Source organism: Nonomuraea sp. NPDC049152 (genome assembly GCF_040648355.1).
In the GTDB taxonomy this organism is placed as follows: Bacteria; Actinomycetota; Actinomycetes; order Streptosporangiales; family Streptosporangiaceae; genus Nonomuraea.
Genome location: NZ_JBEZDO010000016.1, coordinates 207168 through 229203 on the forward strand (window position 1 = coordinate 207168; position 22036 = coordinate 229203).

The 22036-nt window shown below is 68.8% G+C and carries 21 protein-coding genes and 1 pseudogene; 8 read left to right on the forward strand and 14 right to left on the reverse strand.

All coding sequences use genetic code 11. The features are described from left to right. Positions 1-7 precede the first annotated feature (7 nt). The 9 genes from AB0B45_RS27995 to AB0B45_RS28035 all read right to left on the reverse strand — a co-directional run bounded on the left by AB0B45_RS27995 (position 8) and on the right by AB0B45_RS28035 (position 8237). Complete coding sequence (locus AB0B45_RS27995) at positions 8-850, reverse strand: amidohydrolase family protein (protein WP_358136219.1); 843 nt, start codon at positions 848-850, stop codon at positions 8-10. 65 nt (positions 851-915) lie between these two features. Then, complete coding sequence (locus AB0B45_RS28000) at positions 916-1311, reverse strand: hypothetical protein (RefSeq protein ID WP_358136221.1); 396 nt, start codon at positions 1309-1311, stop codon at positions 916-918. A gap of 46 nt (positions 1312-1357) precedes the next feature. Next, positions 1358-2260 (reverse strand): DUF692 domain-containing protein, encoded by a 903-nt coding sequence (locus tag AB0B45_RS28005; protein ID WP_358136224.1) that lies wholly within the window; start codon positions 2258-2260, stop codon positions 1358-1360. Next, the gene (locus AB0B45_RS28010) at positions 2199-3182 is read right to left on the reverse strand and encodes a TIGR04222 domain-containing membrane protein (RefSeq protein ID WP_358136227.1); all 984 of its coding nucleotides are present in this window, start codon (positions 3180-3182) and stop codon (positions 2199-2201) included. Before AB0B45_RS28010 ends, AB0B45_RS28005 begins: the two co-directional genes overlap by 62 nt. Positions 3183-3361: 179 nt before the next feature. Further along, positions 3362-5152 carry a phosphoenolpyruvate carboxykinase (GTP) gene (locus AB0B45_RS28015; protein WP_358136229.1) on the reverse strand — a complete coding sequence of 597 codons (1791 nt, stop codon included), beginning with the start codon at positions 5150-5152 and terminating at the stop codon, positions 3362-3364. Between the two features lie 191 nt (positions 5153-5343). Then, the gene (locus AB0B45_RS28020; protein WP_358136232.1) at positions 5344-5862 is read right to left on the reverse strand and encodes a hypothetical protein; all 519 of its coding nucleotides are present in this window, start codon (positions 5860-5862) and stop codon (positions 5344-5346) included. Between the two features lie 64 nt (positions 5863-5926). Continuing rightward, the gene (locus AB0B45_RS28025; protein WP_358136235.1) at positions 5927-7207 is read right to left on the reverse strand and encodes a C40 family peptidase; all 1281 of its coding nucleotides are present in this window, start codon (positions 7205-7207) and stop codon (positions 5927-5929) included. 11 nt (positions 7208-7218) lie between these two features. Further along, positions 7219-7719 carry a transcription elongation factor GreA gene (gene greA / locus AB0B45_RS28030; protein ID WP_358136238.1) on the reverse strand — a complete coding sequence of 167 codons (501 nt, stop codon included), beginning with the start codon at positions 7717-7719 and terminating at the stop codon, positions 7219-7221. 101 nt (positions 7720-7820) lie between these two features. Then, positions 7821-8237: a DUF4307 domain-containing protein gene (locus AB0B45_RS28035; protein ID WP_358136241.1), complete on the reverse strand. Its 417-nt coding sequence runs from the start codon at positions 8235-8237 to the stop codon at positions 7821-7823. A 136-nt stretch (positions 8238-8373) separates the two neighbouring features. Between AB0B45_RS28035 and mca the strand changes: the two genes are divergently transcribed. The 3 genes from mca to AB0B45_RS28050 are packed head-to-tail and all read left to right on the forward strand — an operon-like array spanning position 8374 to position 9710. Next, on the forward strand, positions 8374-9258 hold the full coding sequence (gene mca, locus AB0B45_RS28040; protein WP_358136244.1) for a mycothiol conjugate amidase Mca: 885 nt from the start codon (positions 8374-8376) through the stop codon (positions 9256-9258). A 9-nt stretch (positions 9259-9267) separates the two neighbouring features. Further along, positions 9268-9423, forward strand: a complete 156-nt coding sequence (locus tag AB0B45_RS28045) for a hypothetical protein (protein ID WP_358136247.1) — start codon at positions 9268-9270, stop codon at positions 9421-9423. Beyond that, positions 9420-9710 (forward strand): GNAT family N-acetyltransferase, encoded by a 291-nt coding sequence (locus AB0B45_RS28050; protein ID WP_358136249.1) that lies wholly within the window; start codon positions 9420-9422, stop codon positions 9708-9710. Before AB0B45_RS28045 ends, AB0B45_RS28050 begins: the two co-directional genes overlap by 4 nt. Positions 9711-9826: 116 nt before the next feature. On the opposite strand, the gene AB0B45_RS28055 is transcribed toward AB0B45_RS28050, so the two are convergent. Further along, positions 9827-10960: a hypothetical protein gene (locus tag AB0B45_RS28055; protein ID WP_358136252.1), complete on the reverse strand. Its 1134-nt coding sequence runs from the start codon at positions 10958-10960 to the stop codon at positions 9827-9829. A gap of 369 nt (positions 10961-11329) precedes the next feature. Further along, positions 11330-12730 (reverse strand): MFS transporter, encoded by a 1401-nt coding sequence (locus AB0B45_RS28060; protein WP_358136254.1) that lies wholly within the window; start codon positions 12728-12730, stop codon positions 11330-11332. A gap of 79 nt (positions 12731-12809) precedes the next feature. On the opposite strand from AB0B45_RS28060, the gene AB0B45_RS28065 reads away from it, so the two are divergent. Beyond that, positions 12810-13496 (forward strand): TetR/AcrR family transcriptional regulator, encoded by a 687-nt coding sequence (locus tag AB0B45_RS28065; protein WP_358136256.1) that lies wholly within the window; start codon positions 12810-12812, stop codon positions 13494-13496. A 196-nt stretch (positions 13497-13692) separates the two neighbouring features. After that, positions 13693-15723, forward strand: a complete 2031-nt coding sequence (locus AB0B45_RS28070; protein ID WP_358136258.1) for a thioredoxin domain-containing protein — start codon at positions 13693-13695, stop codon at positions 15721-15723. Here the strand turns inward: AB0B45_RS28070 and AB0B45_RS28075 are convergent. Together AB0B45_RS28075 and AB0B45_RS28080 are read right to left on the reverse strand one after the other, a co-directional pair. Beyond that, on the reverse strand, positions 15700-17817 hold the full coding sequence (locus AB0B45_RS28075) for a transglycosylase domain-containing protein (RefSeq protein ID WP_358136260.1): 2118 nt from the start codon (positions 17815-17817) through the stop codon (positions 15700-15702). The two genes, AB0B45_RS28070 and AB0B45_RS28075, sit on opposite strands and share 24 nt — an antisense overlap. Before the next feature lie 88 nt (positions 17818-17905). Continuing rightward, complete coding sequence (locus AB0B45_RS28080) at positions 17906-18391, reverse strand: Lrp/AsnC family transcriptional regulator (protein ID WP_358136262.1); 486 nt, start codon at positions 18389-18391, stop codon at positions 17906-17908. A gap of 67 nt (positions 18392-18458) precedes the next feature. Here AB0B45_RS28080 and hppD point away from each other — a divergent pair, with 67 nt between their 5' ends. Genes hppD through AB0B45_RS28095 form a run of 3 tightly spaced genes read left to right on the forward strand, consistent with a single transcriptional unit; the run spans position 18459 to position 21516 of the window. Beyond that, positions 18459-19607, forward strand: a complete 1149-nt coding sequence (gene hppD / locus AB0B45_RS28085) for a 4-hydroxyphenylpyruvate dioxygenase (protein ID WP_358136264.1) — start codon at positions 18459-18461, stop codon at positions 19605-19607. Between the two features lie 37 nt (positions 19608-19644). After that, the gene (locus AB0B45_RS28090; RefSeq protein WP_358136267.1) at positions 19645-20073 is read left to right on the forward strand and encodes an RDD family protein; all 429 of its coding nucleotides are present in this window, start codon (positions 19645-19647) and stop codon (positions 20071-20073) included. Positions 20074-20118: 45 nt separating this feature from the next. Next, complete coding sequence (locus AB0B45_RS28095; protein WP_358136269.1) at positions 20119-21516, forward strand: M1 family metallopeptidase; 1398 nt, start codon at positions 20119-20121, stop codon at positions 21514-21516. Between the two features lie 279 nt (positions 21517-21795). On the opposite strand, the pseudogene AB0B45_RS28100 reads toward AB0B45_RS28095, so the two are convergent. Beyond that, positions 21796-22036, reverse strand: a pseudogene (locus AB0B45_RS28100) (hypothetical protein); the annotation flags it as partial.

Sequence of the window (22036 nt, forward strand, 5' to 3'; positions counted from 1 at the left end):
CCAGAAGTTATCCGCCCGAAATCTCGCTAAACCCATAGAAACGGGCGGCATTACCGCCAAGCACCTTGTCCTGGTCGATCCCACCAAGAAGCGCTGCGTACACCGTGAAAACCGTCTGATAGTCGGCCGCCAGCAGCGCGACGGGCCAGTCGCTGCCGAACATCAGCCGGTCAGCGCCGAAGACCCCCACCGCGTGCTCGACGTAGGGCCGCAGGTCCTCCACCGTCCAGCTGTCGTGGTCGGCCTCGGTGACCAGGCCCGACACCTTGGCGAACACGTTGGGGCACTCGGCGGCGGCGCGCAGCAGGGAGGCCCACGGTTCGAGCTCGCGGGCGGCGATCCTGGGCTTGGAGAGGTGGTCGATGACGACGTTCAGCGTGGGATGGCGCTCGGCGATCGTGACGACGTGCTCCAGGTGGCGGGGCAGCAGCGAGACCACGTCGAACGGCACGCCCGCCTCGGCCAGCAGCCCCAGCCCTTCGAGCACGGGGTCCTGGACCAGCCAGTCGGGGTCGGGCTCGGTGTGGATGAGGTGACGGACCCCGGCAAACTTCGGATGTCTCGTGTAGCGGTCGAGCGCCTCGGCAGCTTCTTCAGGACGGTCGAGCGGCACCCAGCCGACGACGCCCGCGATGAAGTCGTGCGCGTCGGCGTGGGCGAGCATCGCGTCGGTCTCCCAGAACGAGTCGTCCGCCTGGACCACGACCGTCCTGTCGACACCCGCGGCGGCCAGCTCGGGGGCGAGGTCCTCGGGGGCGAAGGTGCGGTAGAGGGTCGCCAGGTCGGGGGTGGGCCAGGAGTAGGCGCCGGTCTCCAGGTTCCAGAAGTGCTGGTGCGCGTCGACTATCACGCGGCAAACATAGGATCTCTGACGGGCCTGAGCAAGAGCCTCCGGCTGGGAGGGGTCTGCTGGTTTCAGCGGCCGCGGAGGGAGAAGGGCCAGCGCCTGCGAGGGCTCGCCGGCGCCGGCGCCTGGTCGTGGAGGATCCCTCTGGATCGCAACCAGTCGGCGAAGTCGTCGGCGTCGGCGCGGTACCTGGGCGGGGGCTCGGCGCGGGCGGCGGCGTAGGCGGCGAACTCCGCGACCAGGCCGGGTCCTGCCGCGGCGGCCGCGTCGGGGCGCAGCCTGGCCACGATGCCGCGCCGCTTGGCCAGCAGGCTCCGCGCCTGGACGGCCAGCCGTACCTCGTCGAACCCAGCGGGTGGCGCGGCCCCTGCCACCAGCGCCGCGACCACGCTCGCCTGCGCGGCCCCCATCCGCGCCCTGATCTCCTCCACCGTCTCCCCCTTCGTCTCAGTGCCGACCGCCACGCCTGCCTGAGCCCGGCCCTCGTGTCGGCCGCCACGCCCCGGCCGCCTAGGAGCCCGTCAGGCGGTGGGCGCCGGCGGCCATCGCCGTGCGGACGCGGCCGAGTTCGGCCGCCAGGGCGGCGTCGCTCGGATAGTGGTCGTCCCACTCCAGCAGGACCCCGGGCGGCGCCACGCGGGCGCACAGCTCTTCCAGCACGTCCAGCACCTGTTCGGGGACCGAATGGGCGTGGGTGTCGTGCCAGACGCCGTCGTGCAGGTGCCCGCCGGCCACGTGCACGTAGGCGAGGGACGCCAGCGGCAGCACGTCCAGGGCCTCCACCGCGGACAGGCCCAGGTTGACCTGGTTGGTGTAGAGGTTCGCGACGTCGACGAGGAGCCCGACCCCGGTGCGCTCGACCAGCTCGCCGAGGAACTCGGCCTCGGTCAGCTCGTCCTCGGGCCAGCCGAAGATGGCCGCCACGTTCTCCAGCGCCAGCGGGACGGGCAGCGCGTCCTGGGCGCACAGGATGTTCTCGGCGACGACCGCGAGCGTCTCGCGGGTGCGCGGGACGGGCAGCAGATGCCCCGCCTCCATCCCGCCCGCGCGTACGAACGCCAGGTGCTCGCTCACCAGCGGCGAGCCGAGGGCCTCCGCGCAGGCCGCCAGGTGGGCCAGGCGCACAGGATCGGGAGGGGTGGCGTCGCCGAGGCCGAGGCCGACCCCGTGCGGGACCACGGGGACGCCTCTGTCCCGCAGCACCCGCAGCGACTCGGGGAGCGCGACGGGCCTGATGTTCTCGGCGACGACCTCGACGAAGTCGACGTCGGGAAGCCGTTCCACGGTCAGGTCGATCTCGGGCCGCCAGCCGATGCCCACGCCGAGCCTGTGGTTGGTCGGGTGCACCCTGTCACCCGCCGCCGCAGCCGCCGCCGCACCCGCCACCGCCACCGCAGCTGGAGCCGCCGCCACAGCTGGACCCGCCGCCTCCGTCCGAGGACCCGCCGAAGTCGCCCCCGCCGGAGCCGATGTCGGAGGTGGACCCGCCGCCGCAGGAGCCCGAGGCGCAGCCGCTCGACGACGAGGAGGAGGTCCTGGCGTGGAGGTCGTCCTCGAGCTCCGCCCTGAGTGAAGGGTCATCGAGCTCGCTCAGGCCGTAAAGGGCGACCGGCACGCCGATGGCGAACGCCAGGTCGGGGGCGTGGGAGCGGCTGCCGCCGCGCACGTGCCGCTCCTGGGCCCTGGAGAGCTCGAGCCTGCCCGCGGCGCTCAGGATGTCGTTGAGCGCGCGACGCTGCCGTTGGACGACGACGCGCCCGCCGAGCCAGAGGCCGGCGCAGATCAGCAGCGTCACCACCGCGAGGGACTCGGCCTGCACCACGTCGAAGAGGATCATGACCAGCGTGAAGATCCCGAGCATGGCCGCCAGCCCCGACCATCCCGACAGGCGGGTCAGATGGGTGCGGACCGGTACGAGCGAGCCGTCGGGCACGATGAGGCCGACCATCATCAGGTGGTGCCGCAGATCGCTCATGACGGGCCCGTTGCCGACGTCGTGGCGCAGCACGCCCACGCTCGCGCCGCCCGGCCTGGAGGCGACGGCGGCCAGCACCGCCTGCTCGACGGGATCGTCCGAGCTCGCTCCCGCCACGTGGTGGACCAGGCCGCCCCGGGAGACCCGCAGCGCGCCGGCCCTGGCCATGAGGGCGATCGCGGTGTTGACGACCCGTCGAGGGCCGCCCGCGAGGTAGGCGAGCTCGTAGTGGCCGAGTTCGCCGCCGCCGACGTTGGCCGCGACCTCCCGGACTCTCGCGTGCTCCCTCTGGAGCGAGGACGCGGCGCTGATGACCACGACGACCAGGAGCAACGCGAGGACGAACAGAACAAATTCCATGCACTACCTCCCTGAAGGGAAGGAGAAATACGCCCGTCTACCTATGAGACGCGCGGCGTCCCTTCAAAAGTTTCCCTCAGATCGGGCTGGTGCAGGAAGAGCACATACGGCCGGCGTATGGCGCGCGGAAGAACCGTCCCAAGCCATGCCGGGCCGTCCCGCCCGGCATGGCAACGACATCACAAACGCTCGAGGAGCGCTTCGTACTCGGCCCACAGTTCCTTGGGCAGGTGATCGCCGAACTTCTCGAAGTGGGCGGGGATCAGCGCCGCCTCTTCCCTCCACACCTCATGGTCGACCGTGAGCAGCGTGCGCAGGTCCTCTTCCGGCAGGTCGAGACCCTCGGTGTCCAGCTCCTTCGGCAGCAGGCCGATCGGCGTCGGTACGGCCTCGGCCTGGCCGTTCAGCCGCTCGACGATCCACTTGAGCACGCGGCTGTTCTCGCCGAACCCGGGCCAGATGAATCGGCCGGACTCGTCCTTGCGGAACCAGTTCACGTAGTAGATGCGCGGCGGCTTCGCGCCCTCGCGGCGGCCGATCGACAGCCAGTGGCCGAAGTAGTCGCCCATGTTGTAGCCGCAGAACGGCAGCATCGCGAACGGGTCGTAGCGCAGCTCGCCGACCTTGCCCTCGGCGGCGGCGGTCTTCTCGGAGGCGACGTTGGCTCCGAGGAAGACGCCGTGCTGCCAGCTCAGCGACTCGGTCACGAGCGGCACCGCGGTGGCGCGGCGGCCGCCGAACAGGATCGCCGAGATGGGCACGCCCTTGGGGTCCTGCCACTCGGGCGCGATCGTCGGCGCCTGGGAGGCGGGAGTGGTGAAGCGGGCGTTCGGGTGGGCGGCGGGCTCATCGGAGTCCGGCGTCCACGAGCGGCCCTTCCAGTCGGTGAGGTGCGCGGGCGGCTCGTCGGTGAGGCCCTCCCACCACACGTCGCCGTCGTCGGTGAGCGCGACGTTGGTGAAGATGCTGTTGCCCCAGAGCGTCTTCACGGCGTTGGCGTTGGTGGTCTGGCCGGTGCCGGGCGCGACGCCGAAGAAGCCGGCCTCGGGGTTGATGGCATACAGTCTGCCGTCCGCGCCGTAACGCATCCACGCGATGTCGTCGCCGATCGTCTCGACCTTCCACCCCGGAATGGTCGGCTGGAGCATGGCGAGGTTCGTCTTGCCGCAGGCGCTCGGGAAGGCGGCGGCGACGTAGCGCGTCTCGCCGGAGGGCGGGGTCAGCTTGAGGATGAGCATGTGCTCGGCCAGCCAGCCCTCGTCGCGGGCCATCACGCTGGCGATGCGCAGTGCGTAGCACTTCTTGCCGAGCAGCGCGTTGCCGCCGTAGCCGGAGCCGTAAGACCAGATCTCGCGGGTCTCGGGGAAGTGGCTGATGTATTTGGTGGTGCTGCACGGCCACGGCACGTCCTGCCGCCCCTCGGCGAGCGGCGCGCCGACGGAGTGGACCGCCTTGACGAACTCACCGCGCTGCTCGATCAGGCGCAGCGCCTCCTGACCCATCCGCGTCATGATGCGCATGGACACCGCGACGTACGGCGAGTCGGTGATCTCGACGCCGAGCTGGGAGATGTCCCCGCCCAGCGGCCCCATGCAGAACGGCACGACGTACATCGTGCGCCCGCGCATGCAGCCCTTGAACAGCTGACCGAAGGTCTCGCGCATCTCGGCGGGCGCGATCCAGTTGTTCGTGGGCCCGGCGTCCTCCTCGCGCTCGGAGCAGATGTACGTGCGGTCCTCCACCCGGGCGACGTCGCTCGGGTCGGACTTGGCGTAGAAACTGTTGGGCCGCTTGGCGAGCCGGGTGAAGGTTCCCTGGTCCACGAGCAGGTTCGTCAGGCGCGTCCATTCGGCCTCGGACCCGTCGCACCATTCGATTCTGGCGGGCTGGGTCAGGGCGGCGATCTCGTTCACCCAGTCGACCAATTTCTGGTTGGTCGTCGGGGTGGGCACTTCCACGGAAAGGGACACGGCGGTGGCTCCTCCACTCTCTTCTGGGCCACGTCATCATTAACGACTAATGCCGACAAAGGCTAATTGGAGTAGACCTTTGTGCAGGCAGTGGCCTTGATGGAGGGGGAACCTACCCACCGACAAGCGATTTAAAGAAAGGAAATTGGTCCAGACCAAGAAGAAAGGTCTAAACCAATTAGCGCATTGGTTCAGTCCATTCCCGATGGACCAGCTGCCCTGATGCGGTCGACGTGCTGCAGCGCGTCGCGCAGCTCGGTGAGCCAGGTGTCGGTGTTCTTGCCGACCAGCCGTACACACCAGGCGAGCGCGTCGCTGCGGCTGCGGGCCACGCCCGCGGAGACCAGAGTGTCGAGGACCTGCCGCTCGGACTGGCGCAGCCGCGTCATGACGGGCACCGACAGTGTGGTGAACATCACCGTCTCGGCGCCGCAGACGACACCCCACGACACCTTGCGACGGAACTTGCGCTCGGCCTCCGCGGCGATCTCGATGCGGCGCTCTCTGGTCTCCTCGCGGAAGCGCCTGATGAGGCCGTCGATCATGGCGGCCTTCTCGGCGTCGGACTCGGCCGTGGGCTCGGACAGGGTGCCGAGCACGGCGATCTCCTCGCGGTCGAGGACGACGGTGACGGGACCGGTGAACCAGGTCTCGGGCAGGCGTCCCGCGAACCACCCGCGCAGCGTGCTGGCTGCTTCGTCAGTATCCATGTAATCAGAATTACACACGTGCAAGGCAAGAGCCAGCCTTGGCTGTCCTGTCGATGAAACGCTGTCAGCGAACGCGGGAGGCGATGATCGGGCTGACGCGGACGATGCCCGCCAGGTTGCGCGTGCTGAGTGGCGAGATCTTCACCACGTCACCGGTCCTCGGCGCCTGCAGCACCTTGCCGTTACCCCAATAAATCGCCACATGGGAGATGTAGCCGGGGTTCGTCGGGTCGCTCCGCCAGAAGACGAGGTCGCCCGGCTGCGCCTGCGACAGCCGCACCTGCGGCCCCGTCACCCACTGCTGGTGGGTGACGCGCGGCATCCGCACCCCCGCCTGCGCGAACGCCCACTGCACCAGACCCGAGCAGTCGAAGGTATCGGGCCCCTCGGCCCCCCACACGTACGGCCTGCCCAGCTTGCCCACCGCCGCCTGCAACGCCGTGGTCAGCTGCGAAGCCGACATGAACGATCCCGAGCTCCACTGCGTGACCCGCTTCGGCGCGGCCAGCACCGGGTTGATGGCGGCGACCTGCGAGCCCTTCGGCAGCACCCGCAGCAGCGCCCTGCGCAGGGCGGAGGTGTCGGCCTTCGGGGCGCTGACCACGATCGCGTTGTTCTGCGGGAAACCGAGCGAGCGGGCCTTGTCCCTGGAGACGACGGCGTCCACCGCGCCCATGCCCATCGTCGCGTAGGCGCCGATCCTGAGCTGTCCTCCCGGCCCCGGCACGCTGCGGCCGAGCGTGAGCCCGCCGTCGTTGCCGAGCACGAACGAGACCGCAACGTCGCCGCCGGCGATGTTGGCCCACAGGCCGTCGGACGAGGCGGTCACCTTGGGCGTGTACGCCCTGAAACTGGACGGGTCGACGCCGAGCGTCTGCACCCGCTTGCCGTCGATCTGGACGGAGGCCGCGTCGGCGAGCTCGACCGCCCGGATGCCCTTGACCTTGACGACCTTCTCCATCGTGGCGCGCTGCAGGGGCTTGCGCGTCACCACGAACAGGCTGGGCGAGCGGAGCTTGCCGAGCGGCTGCACGGGGGGCGCCGTCTTGCTCTCGGCGACCAGGTTCTCCTGGGGAGCCAGCTTCTTGGCCGTCACGGCGGTCGAGGTCGGCTCCGGGTCGGAGAACTCACCGAGTAAGGCCACGTCGGCGGCGATCACCATGGCCAGCGTCACCGCGATGAAGGGCACGAGCTTGTGGCCGCGCGGCGCTCTGCGCGGGCGGTGGCCGTACATGCCGGGAGGCGGGGTGGGGCGGCGGGCGCCGTACACCAGGAAGGAGAGGTCCTGCTTGATCCCGCCGCCGGCACGCGGAAGATCCGCCGGGCCAGGGGCCCGGCGGATCATCTCTCCAGGACTCAGTTGCCGATGTACGGCACGGCCTCGAGGATCTCGACCGTGTTCTGACGGCCGTTGGGCATGGCGTAGGTCGCCTTCTCCCCGATCTTCTTGCCGTTGATGGCGGCGCCAAGCGGAGACTTGGGGGAGTAGACGTCTATCGGCGCGCCGGTCTCCTCGCGGGAGGCGAGCAGGAAGGTCACCTCGTCGTCGTCGCCCTCGAAGCGGATCGTGACGGTCATGCCGGGGCCCACCACGCCCTCGGTCTTGGGCGCCTCGCCCACCCTGGCGCTGTCGAGGAGCTGCCTGAGATGGTAGATACGGGCCTCGATCTTGCCCTGTTCGTCCTTGGCCGCGTGGTAGCCGCCGTTCTCTTTCAGGTCGCCCTCTTCGCGAGCAGCCTCGATCTTCTTGGCGATGTCAACACGACCCGGGCCCGAGAGGTAGTCGTACTCCTCCTTCAGGCGGTCGTACGCCTCCTGCGTCAGCCAGGTGACGTTCTCATCGCGAGAGTAGGCCACGGGTTCTCCTTGCTTCCTTAGGGGGCCCTGAGTTCACTTGGGTTCACGAATCGCGAAAGACTAACAACTTTACACGCTCGAACGCTTCCCCAAATGTCTCACTATACGAGATTGCAGTACTGGATGTGGACGGAAGATGCCTGGCCACTCGTGTCCAGGGTCTCCTTCAGTCGGGTATACCCCTCACCGGCGGGAATCTTTACCTCTTTGCTGCCGACTTCTACATGGTTCGCGTCGGTCGCGCGCAGCCGGCACACCGCCGCCCTGTCGGCGGGCTTCGCGATCTCGAAAGTGATCTCAGCGGACTCGGACCTGGTCGCGTCGAACGCGATGACCTGCTTGGTGACTCCGACGTTGCCGGTGGCCGACCACATCACGTAGCCCCAGCCACCTGCGATGATCGCCACCAGCACCGCGATCACGACGTGGACGACGAACCTGCCCTGCCGTTCGGGGCGGTCGCTGAAGTCGTCCGGGGTGCCGAGAACCGGACCGTTCTCGACATCTCTGGTGGCCATGACGGAATCTCCCTGCACTCCCTGGTGTTGTCCGAGACAATTGTCGCCTGTCGGGGGTGCGCCCCCGCGACCCGCCCAAGAGAAGTAAACCTCTTACGGTGAGTGACCCGGTCCGAAGTGAGGAGACAGCGAGCCAGTGAGCGCAGCGCTGAGGCTGATGGCGGTCCACGCCCATCCCGATGACGAGTCGAGCAAGGGCGCCGCGACCATGGCGCGTTACGTCGCGGAAGGCGTTGAGGTCCTCGTCTGTACTCTCACGGGCGGTGAGCGCGGTTCCGTGCTCAACCCCAAGATGGACCGCCCGGAGATCGTCGCCAACATCGGCGAGGTCCGCCGCAAGGAGATGGATCGCGCGCGCGAGATCCTGGGTGTGAGCCAGCGTTTCCTCGGTTTCGTCGACTCCGGCCTGCCCGAGAACGAGGAGGAGGCGCTGCCCGAGGGCTGCTTCGCCCTCCAGCCGCTGGAAGAGGCCGCCAGGCCGCTGGTCGCGGCGGTGCGCGAGTTCAGGCCGCATGTGATCCTCACCTATGACGACGACGGCGGCTACCCGCACCCCGACCACATCATGACCAACAGGGTGTCGGTGGAGGCGTTCGACGCGGCCGGCGACCCCGACCGCTACCAGGGCACGGGCGACCCATGGCAGCCGCTGAAGCTCTACTACCAGATGGGCTTCACCAAGGAGCGGTTCGAGGCGCTGCACGAGGCGATGACCAAGCGCGGCATCGGCTCGCCGTACGCCGACTGGATCGCCCGCTGGGAGGACAGGCCGCAGAAGTGGCCGGTGACCACGCGGGTGCCGTGCGGCGACTTCTTCAAGACCCGCGACGAGGCGCTGATGGCCCACGCCACGCAGGTCGACCCCGACGGGTTCTGGTTCGTGTGCCCGAGGGAGCTCCAGCAGGAGATCTGGCCGACCGAGGACTACCACCTGGCGCGGTCCCTGGTCGACACCAAGCTTCCCGAGGACGACCTGTTCGCGGGCATACACGCCGAGGAGACCGCCGGCGCGTGCAAGTAAGCTGGAGTCGTGACGTACTTCGCCATTGGTGACGTGAGCCCGGGCATCCTGGGCTTCACCGTCGTGGCCCTCATGGGATTCGCGCTGTTCTTCCTCATCAAGTCGATGAACAAGCAGATTTCCAAGATCGAGGTCCCCCACGAGGCCGACCTGGACAAGAAGTGACCCAAGAGATCACTGTCGTCGACAACCCGGACGAGAGCCGCTTCGAGCTCCACCTGGGCGACAAGCTCGCCGGGTTCGCCGAGTACCAGCTGCTGCCCACGACCATCGTCTTCACCCACACCGAGGTGGACCCCGCCTTCGAGGGGCAGGGCCTGGCGGGCAGGCTCGTGCGACGGGCTCTCGACGTGAGCAGGGACACCGGGCTCAAGGTGCGGCCGCTGTGCCCGTACGTGGCCAAGTGGATCAGCCGCCACCCGGAGTACCAGGATCTGCTCGAGGCCGAGTGACGGTGAACCTCGCCCCTTGTCCAGGGGGTGAGGAAACTGTGGCGGTTGCGCCATGGGCGTGGGCCACCGCGCCCGCGGGAATCCACGCCTCCTGAAGACGCGCCCACGAACGGCCTTCAGTCCTCCGGCGACCAGGCGCGCTCCAGCGCCGCAGGCAGACCCCACCAACCCAGCGGGGTCAGCACGTCGTCCTCGTCCACGATCCCCAGATACGACCACAACCCCGTCACGTGCGTGAACAGGGTCTCCGTGGTATCGAGATCATCGGGATCGTCCATGTCGACCGTGATGTCCTCGGACTCCGCGATGAGCTGAGCGATCCGTTCGGGCGAGGCCAGCACGCCGGGGCCCAGCCTGGCCAGCGCCGCCACCGCCGCCAGCCAGTCGGCGTGGTGGATCGCGCACAGCGCGGCCAGCACCGCCTCCTCGTGGCTGAGCTCCTCGTGCTCCTCCGCCACCTCCTCGTCCAGATCGGAGATCGGCCCGGCGATGCCCGCGACCACCGTGAGCCACAGCTCCCGGTCGTCCTCGGGAATCAGCCCGCCGGGGAACCCCGCGCACGCCCTCAGCACGTTGCCCGGATACCCGGGGAAGACGAGCATCTCCCTGAGCCTGGCCGCCGCATGGCGCAGCTCAGGTTCCGGCACCTCCGGCTGTTTGGGCAGCTCGGCGAGGATCCGCCGCAGCTCGGCCAGCGCGTAGGACTCCTCCTCGTCCCACGCGGCGAACAGCTCCTCGTCCTGCTCGTCGCTCACCACCAGCATGGGCACCCTGCCGTCGGGCAGCGTCGTGTTGAGCCAGCGCTCCTGCAACTCCTCGTAGGCGGCTCGGGCCGCAGGATTACCGCTCGCCAACTCGTCGGGATCGATCTCGCCCCCCTCGACGTGCTGCTCCAGGTAGGCGACGAAACGCGCGTACATCTCCTCGGCGATCGGGCCCCGCTCATCCTCCTCGGGCCAGACGAAGTAGCTGGGCGTGAGCAGGATCGGCTCGGTGCCACTGGCCTCCAGCCAGCGCTGCACGTCGCCCACCGTGGCCGTGCCGGACTCGATCGCGCTGAGCGTGCTCCTCGCGGTGTCCCAGAACGTCACCGAGAGCGGATTGCCCGCGGCCATCATCTCCCGCCGCAGGTCGGGCAGCGCCACGAGTGCCACCCCCGAAGGGACGGCCAGCAGCGCGCGGGCCACGTCCCTGCGGGTCAGCGCGGTCGCGGGGCGCTCGGCATGGGCGCTCACGAAGTCAAGGTCCACGCTCGGTAACCTACCCGCCCCTCCCCCTCATGTACGTCAGGCCCGTCTGCCACCGCCCTGCCAGGTCACCCCGGCCCCTGCTCATGGGGCGCCCTCCCCGCCCGCGACCAGGCACCGGCCCATCCTGTGCGACCGCGTCCTGCGCCCCGCAGGCCGACTTGTACGGCAGGCCACCTTGGCGCAACCCGAGAATCACGGAACCCGATGCAGTCGCGCTCGGTCCACGTGTCGATGACACGCTGAGGGATGGTGTCCACGAAATTCCACTCCTTCTGTATGTGTCTGTCGTCTTCTGTATGCGATGGTCGGCCCCGCCCGTCCGCACCCACACCCGGCGCGCCAGACACCCTCGGACACCCGCCCACACGATCACCCGCTCGGCACCGGTGCCTCCTCCCGGTCGCGTTGGGTGGCGCGGAGTCCGAGGGCCACGAGTGCGCCCACACCGACCATGGCCGCCGCGAGCCACCCAGCCGTCCGCAACCCCGCGACCCCTTCGGGAGCCAGGTTCGCGACCGCGATGATCGGCGCCAGACCGATCGCGCCGCCGATCTGCTGAGCCATGCTGGCCATCCCCGAGGCGACCCCCTGCTCGGCGGGCGCCACCCCCGACCCCGCCGACGCGAACATCGCCACGAACGTGAACCCGCCGCTCAACCCCCAGATCACCGTCCCGGGCATGAGCGCGAGGAACGACCCGCCGACCGACATTCCCGCGAAGAAGACCGCCGACCCGATCGCGATGCCCAGGAGGCCCACGACCAGCGTGGTGCGCGTGCCGTACCGGCTGAGCAGGGCGGGAGCGAGCCTGCCCGCCGCCAGCATGGAGAGCAGGGTCAGCGGCAGGAACGCGAGCCCCGCCTGGAGTGCGCTGTAGCCGAGAACCGGTTGCAGGTACATCGTGAACAGGTAGTAGCCACCGCCGAGCCCGCTCTGGAAGAGCAGGATCACCAGCATCGAGAGGGCGAGGTTGCGGTTGGTGAGCAGCCTCGGCGGCGCCAGCGGGTTCCTGGTACGGATCTCCACCAGCACGAACACGACCAGGAGCGCCAACCCGGCGGCCACCGCGCCGACGCCCCTGACCGTGAGCCAGCCGCTTTCCGGCCCGCTGACCAGGCCGAGCACCACGAGTGTGGAGCCGACCGTGGCCAGCAGCGCGCCCGGAATGTCGAACCCACCCGCGGTCCGCTGCGGGTCGGCGGGCAGTACGGCAGGCGCGGCGAGCATGGCGACCAGCGCCAGCGGCACATTGACGTAGAACACGGCCTCCCACCCCCACGTGCTGGTCAACAGGCCCCCGAGCAGCGCGCCCGCGGCCAGCCCCGAGCTCCCTGCCGTCCCCCAGGCACCGAGCGCCCTGTTGCGCTCACGGCCTTCGGTGAAGCCGCTGAAGATCAGGGCGAGCGTGGCGGGGCTGAGCAGCGCGCCGCCGAGCCCCTGGACGGCGCGCGCGGCGACCAGCAGGACCTGCTGCCCCGTCGGGCCGTCCGGGGCGAGCAGCGGCGCCAGCCCTCCCACGAGCGAGGCGAGCCCGTAGAGGGCCAGGCCCAGCATGAACATCCTGCGGGCGCCGAGCTTGTCGACCATGCGGCCGCCCAGCAGCAGGAAGCCGCCGAGCCCGACCGCGTAGCCGCTCACCACCCATTGGAGCGTCTGGGCTGTGAATCCCAGTTCGCGTCCGATGTCGGGCAGCGCGACATAAACGATGTTGTAGTCCAAAGCAATGATCAGCTGCGAAAACGCCAGCAGCGACAGGCGTCTTGAGTTCACGGCATAAACTTTCTACACGGCGTTCACTACCAACACGCCGTACAGTACCGGAACCCTGTAGAGTGTCAACGTGCCGACCATGACCCGCAGAGAACGCCTCCGCGCCGAGACGGCCGCCGAGATCAAGTCGGTGGCGTTGAAGCTGATGTACGAAGGCGGGCCGGGCGCGATCTCTCTACGCGCGATCGCCCGCGAGATGGGCATGACAGCCGGAGCGATCTACGGCTACTTCGACACGCGCGACGACCTGATCACCGCGCTGATCGCCGACCTCTACAACGCGTTCGCCGACACCCTCGACGCCGCCCGCGCCGCCGAACCAGAGGACGACCCCGCAGCCCGGATCATCGCCCACGGCCTGGCGTTCCGGCGGTGGGCGATCGACTATCCAGCGGAGTTCAGGCTCGTGTACGGCGACCCGCTGCCCGACTACCAGCCACCGGAGCAGAGCCCTGCGATCGAGGCGGAACAGCGGCTCTGCAAGGGAGTCGCCGACATGGTCGCCGCCGCCTGGCCCCGCGCCGCCGCCATGTACGCGAAGGACGACTTCAGCTGGGACGACTTCACCTCGGTGCTGGCCGGGTTGATCAGGGAGTGGCATCCGGAACTGCCGCCCGCGGGGGTGGCGCTGTGCCTGCGCGTGTGGGGACGCCTGCACGGACTGGTCGCGCTGGAGGTCTACGGTCACCTGCGGCCGCACGTCACCGACCCCACCAAGCACTACCTGGCCGAACTCCACGACCTGGTCCGCAGCCTCGGCCTCTGACACCCCCACGCGCCCGCCGATCCGCGGGGGGACCATGCGCGGCCGTCCGAGGCGTGGTGCGTGACTGGCCACCCGAGGCGGAGTAGGGGCCGTGCGAGGGAGCATGTTGTTCGGAGGGGATGGCTGGGGTGCGCGCGTGTTCGGCGCGAGCGGGCGGAGCGACGGCAGGTCGGGACGCGCGTGAGAGGCTGGTTTCATGAACAGGCTGAAGCACGCCACCAGCCCCTATCTTCAGCAGCACGCCGACAACCCGGTCGACTGGTTCGAGTGGGGTGAGGAGGCGTTCGAGGAGGCGCGCCGACGTGACGTCCCGCTGCTGATCTCGGTCGGCTACTCGGCTTGTCATTGGTGTCATGTCATGGCCCATGAGAGTTTCGAGGACGCCGAGACCGCCCGCCTCATGAACGAGCGCTTCGTCAACGTCAAGGTCGACCGCGAGGAGCGGCCGGACGTCGACGCCGTCTACATGAGCGCCACGCAGGCCATGACGCAACGTGGCGGGTGGCCGATGACGGTGTTCGCGACGCCGGAGGGGCACCCGTTCTACTGCGGCACCTACTTCCCGAAGCCTCAGTTCCAGCGGCTGCTCGTGGGAGTGCACAACGCGTGGGTCGGGGACAGGGAGCAGGTGCTCGAGCAGGGGTCGAAGGTCGTCGAGGCGCTCACCGGCGGTTCGACGCTGCCGAGCGGTTCCGTGCCGACGCGCGAGACGCTGACGCTGGCCGTACAGAACCTGATGCAGTCGTTCGACCAGGCGCACGGCGGGTTCGGGGGAGCGCCGAAGTTCCCGCCGTCGATGGCGCTGGAGTTCCTGCTGAGGTACGAGGGCGACGGCGCGGCCGTGGCGCGGGAGATGGCGGGCAGGACGCTGGAGGCGATGGCGAGGGGCGGGATCTACGACCAGCTCGGGGGCGGGTTCGCGCGTTACAGCGTGGACGCCGAGTGGGTGGTGCCGCACTTCGAGAAGATGCTCTACGACAACGCGCTGCTGCTGCGGGTCTACACACACTGGTGGAAGGCCACGGGCGCGCCGCAGGCCAGGCGGATCGCGTTGGAGACCGCCGACTGGCTGCTGAGGGAGATGCGTACGCCGGAGGGCGGGTTCGCCTCGGCGCTCGACGCCGACAGTGAGGGCGAGGAGGGCAGGTTCTACGTCTGGACGCCCGCTCAACTGCACGAGGTCCTCGAGCCTGAGGACGCGGGATGGGCGATCGAGCTGTTCGAGGTGAAGGGCACGTTCGAGCACGGCACGTCGGTGCTGCAGCTGCTGCACGCCCCCGACGACGCCGACAGGTTCGCGCGGGTGCGGGCGCGGCTGATGGCCGCCAGGGACCAGCGGGTACGGCCCGGCCGCGACGACAAGGTGGTCGCGGCGTGGAACGGCCTGGCCATCGCGGCGCTCGCGGAGACGGGGGCGGTGTTCGAGCGACCCGAGCTGGTCGAGGCGGCGCGGGAGGCCGCGGTGCTGCTGGAGGAGGCGCACGTCGACGGCGACCGGCTGCTGAGGACCTCGCGCGACGGGCACGCGGGGCGGAACGCGGGCGTGCTCGAGGACTACGCCGACCTGGCCGAGGGGTTGCTCGCGCTGTACGGGGTGACGGGCGAGGTGCGGTGGTTCGCGCTGGCGGGGCGGTTGCTGGAGGTGATTCTGTCCCGGTTCGCGGATGAGTCGGGTGGTTTCTTCGATACGGCCGACGACGCCGAGCGGCTGTTCCAGCGGCCGCAGGATCCGACGGACAACGCGACGCCTTCGGGACAGTTCGCGGCGGCGGGGGCGTTGCTGTCGTATGCGGCGTTGACCGGGTCGGCGCGGCACAGGGAGGCGGCGGAGTCGGCGCTGGGGACGGTGTCGGTGCTGGCGACGGGGCATGCGAGATTCGCCGGGTGGGGTCTGGCGGCGGCGCAGGCAGCGCTGGCAGGGCCGGTGGAGGTGGCGATCGTCGGGCCCGCCGACGATCCGCGCACGAGGGCGCTGCACCGGGCGGCGCTGCTGGCCGACGTCCCCGGCATGGTCATCGCCCTCGGCCACGAGGCCGCGACGGCGGACGAGAGGGACGCGGCCGGAGAGCCTGAGGCCGGAGCCTGGGGCAGGGTTCCGCTGCTTGATGGGCGGGGGTTGGTCGGAGGGGCGCCGGCGGCCTACGTCTGCAGGGGGTTCACCTGCGAACTTCCCGTGACCAACCCCGCCGACCTGCGGGCCCAGCTATCGGCGTCCGGGCCCGCTTGAGGTGTCGTCGAGCTGGTCGGGCTCGGCCGGCGCGTCGGTGGGCGGGCCGTCCGAGTTGTTGGCGTCGCCCCGATCGGTCTCCTCTGGGATGACCGGGTTCTCGGGGGGCGACGTCTGGTCGGGCTGCGGCGTGTCCTGCGGGTCGTCCTGGCGCTCGCCGTTCCACTCGTTGTTGTAGGGGTTGTCGCGCGTGTTGTAGCCGTTGTCGAACCCTTGGTCGTCGCCGCGCTGGTCCTGGGGGTCCCAGCTGTCGTAGCCGTATTGCGAAGGCTCGGGGAACTGCTCGACGGGCTTGCCGTCGAGTGCCTCCGTCATGAAGGCCTTCCAGATGCGCGCGGGCAGCTGGCCGCCGAACTGCACGCCGTATCCGGGGACCTCGACGGTCTTGTTGTCGTCGCGGAACATGTTGACCGCGGCGGCCAGCTGCGGGGTGAAGCCGTTGAACCAGACCGCGCCCGAGCTGTCGGTGGTGCCGGTCTTGCCCGCGACGGGCCGATCGTAGAGGCGGGCGCCGGTGCCGGTGCCGTAGTTGACGACCTGCTCCATGGCGTAGATCGCGTCGGCGGCGGCCTGCTTGCCGACCACGGTCGTCGACTTGGGCTTGACGACCGACTTCTTGCCGTTGGCGTCGGTCACCGACTTGATGACGTGGGTCTCCATGTGGACGCCGCCGTTGGCGAAGCTGGCGAACCCGGAGGCGTTCTGGACCGCGCTGACCGAGGCGACGCCGAGCGGGAACGAGGCCGCGATCTTGTGCGGCTCGACCTGGCTCGCGGGGATCCCGGCCGCCTCGGCGGTCTTGGCGACCTTGTCGAGGCCGACCTTCTGGCCGAGGTCGACGAAGGCGGTGTTGACGGAGTTCTGGGTGGCGCGGACCAGGTCGATGTAGCCGTAGGAGCGCCCGCTGTCGTTCGGGATGGGCTGGGAGGCGCCGCGCACGGAAATGGGCGAGTTGCCGTTGACCGTGGTCGAGAGGTCGAAGCCGTTGTCGAGGGCGGTCGCCAGCGTGTACGGCTTGAACGTCGAGCCCGCCTGGACCTTGGCCGAGAAGGCGTTGTCCCACGACTGGTCCTTGCGCCCGCCGTAGAAGGCGACGACCTCGCCGGTCGCGGGGTCGACCGCGGCCAGCCCGGTGCGCACCTTCTTGGACGTGGACTCGGGCAGCACGGACTTCACCGCGCGCTCGGCCGCGCCCATGAGGTTCTTGTCGAAGGTGGTCACGATCTTGAGGCCGCCGTTGTCGATGTGCTCGTCGGTGTAGCCGCGGGCGTTGAGCTCCTCGCGGACCCTGTCGACCATGACCTGGTCCTGGCCCTTGAGCGCGAAGGCGGCCCTGGGCTTCTTCAGCGCGGGGAAGACCTGCTTGGCTGCGTCCTGGGCGGTGATGGCGCGGGTCTGCACCATGGCGTCGACGATCGCCTTCCAGCGCGCCGTGGCGGCGTCGAGGTCGCCGGCCTTGGGGTCGGCGAACCTGCTGGGCTGCTGGATGACCGCGGCCAGGTAGGCGCCCTCGGCGACGGTCAGGTCCTCGACGTTCTTGCCGTAGTACGCCTGGGCGGCGGCCTGGATGCCGTTGGCGCCCCTGCCGAAGTAGATCGTGTTGAGGTACTGCTCAAGGACCCAGTCCTTCGACTTGGACTGGTCGACCTTGATGGAGATCAGGATCTCCTTGAACTTCCTGGTGAAGGAGCGTTCCTGACTGAGGCCGCTGTAGTAGTTGCGGACCATCTGCTGGGTGATCGTGGAGCCGCCCTGCAACTGCTGGCCCGTGACGGTGGACCAGACGGCGCGGGCGGTGCCCTTGAAGGACACGCCGCTGTCGCTGTAGAAGGAGCGGTTCTCGGCGGCGATGACGGCCTCGCGCACGTGCGCGGGCACCTGGCCGAGCTTGACGTTCTTACGGTTGACGCCCTGCTTGGCGAGGACGGTCTTGCCGTCGCGGTAGTAGATCACCGAGCCCTGCGCGGTGGCTTCCTTCTGGGTGCTGTCCGGAATCGGCGTCATCGCCCACGCGACCCCGAAGAGACCGACGAGGGCGAGGATCCCGGCGCCGAAGGCGATCGCCGCCCAGCGGAGTATCCGCCGTCTCCGCATGCTCTTCGCCACAGACTCCCCCGATCGCAAGCTCAGCAAACCCCCGTCAGCTGGGCGGAAGGCCAAGAATAAACGATCGGTAACGATGCTACGGCTTTAGACCCCCTCGTCGTGGTACATCCGTGACCAACGGCATAACCCGGTATGGCACCGGAGTGTCGAGTACGATCACCGAGGAAGTCCGCAGAACCCCTTGCACGGCGACGATTTGGTCGATGACCCGCTGGAGGTCGGCGTTGCTGCGCGCCACGACCCTGCACAGCAGGTCGCTGCCGCCGGTGATGGTGTGGACCTCCAGCACCTCGGGTATGCGCGCGAGCTGGTCGGCGACCGGATCGTGGCCGCTGACCTGGCGGATCTCCATGGTCACGAACGCGGTCACGTCGTAGCCGAGCGCCGCGGCCGAGACGTCGGGGCCGAAACCGGTGATGACCCCCCTGGCGAGCATTCGGTCGAGTCGCGCCTGAACGGTGCCGCGGGCGACGCCGAGCCTGCGGGAATACTCCAGAACTCCGAGGCGTGGCTCGGTGGAGAGCAGACTGAGCAGTTTGGCGTCCAGATCGTCGATGGTCATGGACAAATTGTCCACTGTTTCAAGTGACAGTTGCACAAGCAGTCCAGATAAATCGACAGTTGTCGGTATGAGCGATGAGTTTCCGGTCAAGGGCATGGACGCCGTGGTGTTCGCCGTGGGCAACGCCAAGCAGGCGGCTCACTACTACTCCACCGCGTTCGGGATGAAGCTGGTCGCCTACCGCGGCCCCGAGAACGGCAGCAGGGACGAGGTGGCCTATGTGCTGACCTCGGGTGGTGCGCGGTTCGAGTTCCGCTCGTCGGTACGGCCTCAGCGCACGAGCCCGGCCGGAGAGCTCGAAGCCGGCGACCGTGGACACCGCGTCGACCTGGCCCGCCACGTCGCCGAGCACGGTGACGGCGTGATCGACCTGGCCATCGAGGTGCCCGACGTGGAGGCGGCCTACGAGCACGCCGTCGCGCGCGGCGCCCGCGGGCTTGCCGAGCCGTACACGATGGAGGACGAGAGCGGCAAGGTCGTGATCGCGGCCATCGCCACCTACGGCGAGACCAGGCACACCTTGGTCGACAGGTCCAACTACTCGGGCGCCTACCTGCCCGGATACCGCCCCGCCGAGCCGATGGTGGCACCGCCCGCCAAGCGGTTCTTCCAGGCGGTCGACCACTGCGTGGGCAACGTCGAGCTCGGCAAGATGGACGAGTGGGTCGAGTTCTACCGGAACGTGATGGGCTTCACCAACATGGCGGAGTTCGTCGGCGACGACATCGCCACCGAGTACTCCGCGCTGATGTCGAAGGTCGTCGCGGACGGCACGCGCAAGGTCAAGTTCCCGCTCAACGAGCCCGCGATCAGCCGTAAGAAGTCGCAGATCGACGAGTACCTGGAGTTCTACGGCGGCCCTGGCGTGCAGCACATCGCGCTGGCCACCAACGACATCCTCACCACCGTCGACAACATGCGGGCCGCGGGCGTGGAGTTCCTCGACACCCCCGACTCCTACTACGACGACCCCGAGCTGCGCGCCAGGATCGGCGAGGTGCGGGCGCCGATCGAGGAGCTGAAGAAGCGCAAGATCCTCGTGGACCGCGACGAGGACGGCTACCTGCTGCAGATCTTCACCAAGCCGGTGCAGGACCGTCCGACGGTGTTCTTCGAACTGATCGAGCGGCACGGCTCGCTCGGCTTCGGCAAGGGCAACTTCAAGGCGCTGTTCGAGGCGATCGAGCGCGAGCAGGAGCGCCGCGGCAACCTGTAGATGTTTGTCCTGGCCAGAGGTGGGTGATCACCAGATCATGCCACCTCTCGCAGGACGTTGGCGACGACTGTTCGCCGGGATCGTCGACATCGTCATCGTCAGCGTCATCTCGGCGCCCTTCAGCTGGACCAGCTGGCAGTACGTCTGGGACTCCTCGAAGGACGTGTGGGAGCGCGTGCCGGTGCAGCACGGCTTCGTCGCGGCGGTGGTCGCCTTCCTCTACTACTGGCTGCTGCACGCCTACTGGCACGGGCAGACCCTGGGCAAGAAGCTGTTCGGGATGCGGGTGGTCGCCGACACGGGCCAGCCGATCACCGTCGGGCAGGCGGCGATCAGGCAACTGGTCGCCGCCGTTCTGGATGTTCTGTGCTGTCTGGGCATCATCGATGTCGGTTGGATCCTGTTCGACGCGCGCAAGCAGGCCCTGCACGACAAGGCCGCGAACACCCTGGTCGTAGATGCCTGACCGGCGGCAATGCCTCGCGTAGGCTGCTTGACCATGCGCTGTGCTGTGCTCCTGATACTTCTCGGGGCGGTCGCCTGCGCCCCTTCCGACGGGGCCATGGCTCCGTCCGCCTCGCCCGTTCCTCCGGCGGCGGTGCCGCGCGTGCCGGGGCAGGGCATCGGCGACCCCGACTTCCCCTCGGACGGCAACGGCGGCTACGACGTGGCGCGCTACCGACTCAAAGTCGATTACGACCCCGCCGCCAAGCACCTGACCGGGCTGGCCTCGATCCACGCCAGGGCCACGCAGTCGATGTCGCGCTTCAACCTCGACCTGTCGGGCTTCGAGGTGGGCGAGGTCAAGGTGGACGGGATGCGGGCCACGTTCGAGCGCAGCGGCAGCGAGCTGACGGTGATCCCCCTCCAACGGCTGCGCGTGAACCGCTTCTTCACCGTCACCGTCGCCTACGAGGGCACGCCCAAGCCGGTCAGGGACTCGTCCAACCTCGGCACCTACGGCTTCATCCCGACCGCTGACGGCGCCTTCGTCGCCTGCCAGCCCAACGGCGCCAAGACCTGGTTCCCCGCCAACGACCACCCCGCCGACAAGGCTCGCTTCGACTTCGAGCTGACCGTGCCGCAGGGGCTGACGGCGCTGGCGAACGGCGAGCAGACCGGGCAGCCCGTCACGAGCGGCGGCAAGACCACGTTCACCTGGTCGGAGAAGCATCCGATGGTGACGTACCTGGCGACGATGACGCTGGGCAAGTTCGAGCTGCGCAAGGGCACGACCGCGACGGGCATCCCCAATCTGACCGCCGTCGATCCGAAGTTCGCGTCGGCGCTCGACGGGCTCTACACCACCTCGGGCGAGGTGACCGATTACTGGAGCACGGTCTTCGGCCCCTACCCGTTCTCGTCCACGGGCGGCGTCATCGACGACTTCGCCGCGGGCTACGCATTGGAGAACCAGACCAAGCCGATGTACGGCGGCTTCCGGCCCCAGGAGAGTATCGTCGCCCACGAGCTGGCCCACCAGTGGTTCGGCGACAGCCTGTCCATCAAGCGATGGAAGGACCTCTGGCTCAACGAGGGCTTCGCCACCTACGCCGAGTGGCTCTGGTCGGAACACAAGGGCAAGGCGAGCGCGCAGAGCGTGTTCGACGCCTACTACGCCAGGCCGGCCACCGACCAGATGTGGGACTACGCGCCTGGCAGCGCCCGGCCGAACGACCTGTTCAACGAGTCGGTCTACACGCGTGGCGGTATGACGCTGCACGCGCTGCGCAAGAGCGTCGGAGACGCCGTCTTCTTCAAACTCCTAAAGGAATGGACCGCTCGCTACAAGTACGGATATGTCACAACGCCGCAGTTCATCGAACTCGCGGAGAAGCTGTCAGGCAAGCAGCTCGACTCGCTCTTCGACGCCTGGCTCTTCCAGCCGAGAAAACCAGTCTTGTCCTGACTCCGTTTAACGGAGTATCTGCTAGCGATCGAGGCCTCTCCGGAGAACGTCCGCACGGCCCGCATCACCGCCAACAGCGCGACGTCGACCGCTTTCCAGGTGATCGTCACCACTGCGGTCACCCTGCTCGGCATCAGCCTCCTCGGCCCAGGGGTCGCGGCGGAAGGGGTGAACGTGCACGCGGTGGCCGTCGACGCCTGATCGTTCATCGTGGCGGCGCGGCTCCTCCGCTCCCTTCAGGACCCGGAAGAGCCGCTCCTCACTGTGCAAGCGGATCCGCTAGTAGTAGTAGACCAGCCGCCACTGCTGGCTGGCGCTGTTGTAGTTGTCCCACAGCTGCATCGGGGTGCCGTTGCTGCCGATGTTCTGCCACACCGGATCGAGCACCCGGCCCCCGGCTGCCCAGATGGCGCCTGTCGGGTTGCCGTTCGGTCCGACGTACCAGAGCTGGTTGAGGTTGTTGAACTGGTGATAGCAATCCCAGGCGACGACCCACGTGCCATTACCGCCGTTCCACACG

Bases quoted from the DNA above. Each gene is read 5' to 3' on its own strand.
- AB0B45_RS28075 (WP_358136260.1), bottom strand. From the start codon at position 17,817: ATGCGGAGACGGCGGATACTCCGCTGGGCGGCGATCGCCTTCGGCGCC.
- AB0B45_RS28090 (WP_358136267.1), top strand. From the start codon at position 19,645: ATGCCACCTCTCGCAGGACGTTGGCGACGACTGTTCGCCGGGATCGTC.
- AB0B45_RS28025 (WP_358136235.1), bottom strand. From the start codon at position 7,207: ATGATCCGCCGGGCCCCTGGCCCGGCGGATCTTCCGCGTGCCGGCGGC.
- AB0B45_RS28070 (WP_358136258.1), top strand. From the start codon at position 13,693: ATGAACAGGCTGAAGCACGCCACCAGCCCCTATCTTCAGCAGCACGCC.
- AB0B45_RS28035 (WP_358136241.1), bottom strand. From the start codon at position 8,237: ATGGCCACCAGAGATGTCGAGAACGGTCCGGTTCTCGGCACCCCGGAC.
- hppD (WP_358136264.1), top strand. From the start codon at position 18,459: ATGAGCGATGAGTTTCCGGTCAAGGGCATGGACGCCGTGGTGTTCGCC.
- AB0B45_RS28065 (WP_358136256.1), top strand. From the start codon at position 12,810: ATGACCCGCAGAGAACGCCTCCGCGCCGAGACGGCCGCCGAGATCAAG.
- AB0B45_RS28080 (WP_358136262.1), bottom strand. From the start codon at position 18,391: ATGACCATCGACGATCTGGACGCCAAACTGCTCAGTCTGCTCTCCACC.
- AB0B45_RS28020 (WP_358136232.1), bottom strand. From the start codon at position 5,862: ATGGATACTGACGAAGCAGCCAGCACGCTGCGCGGGTGGTTCGCGGGA.
- AB0B45_RS28010 (WP_358136227.1), bottom strand. From the start codon at position 3,182: ATGGAATTTGTTCTGTTCGTCCTCGCGTTGCTCCTGGTCGTCGTGGTC.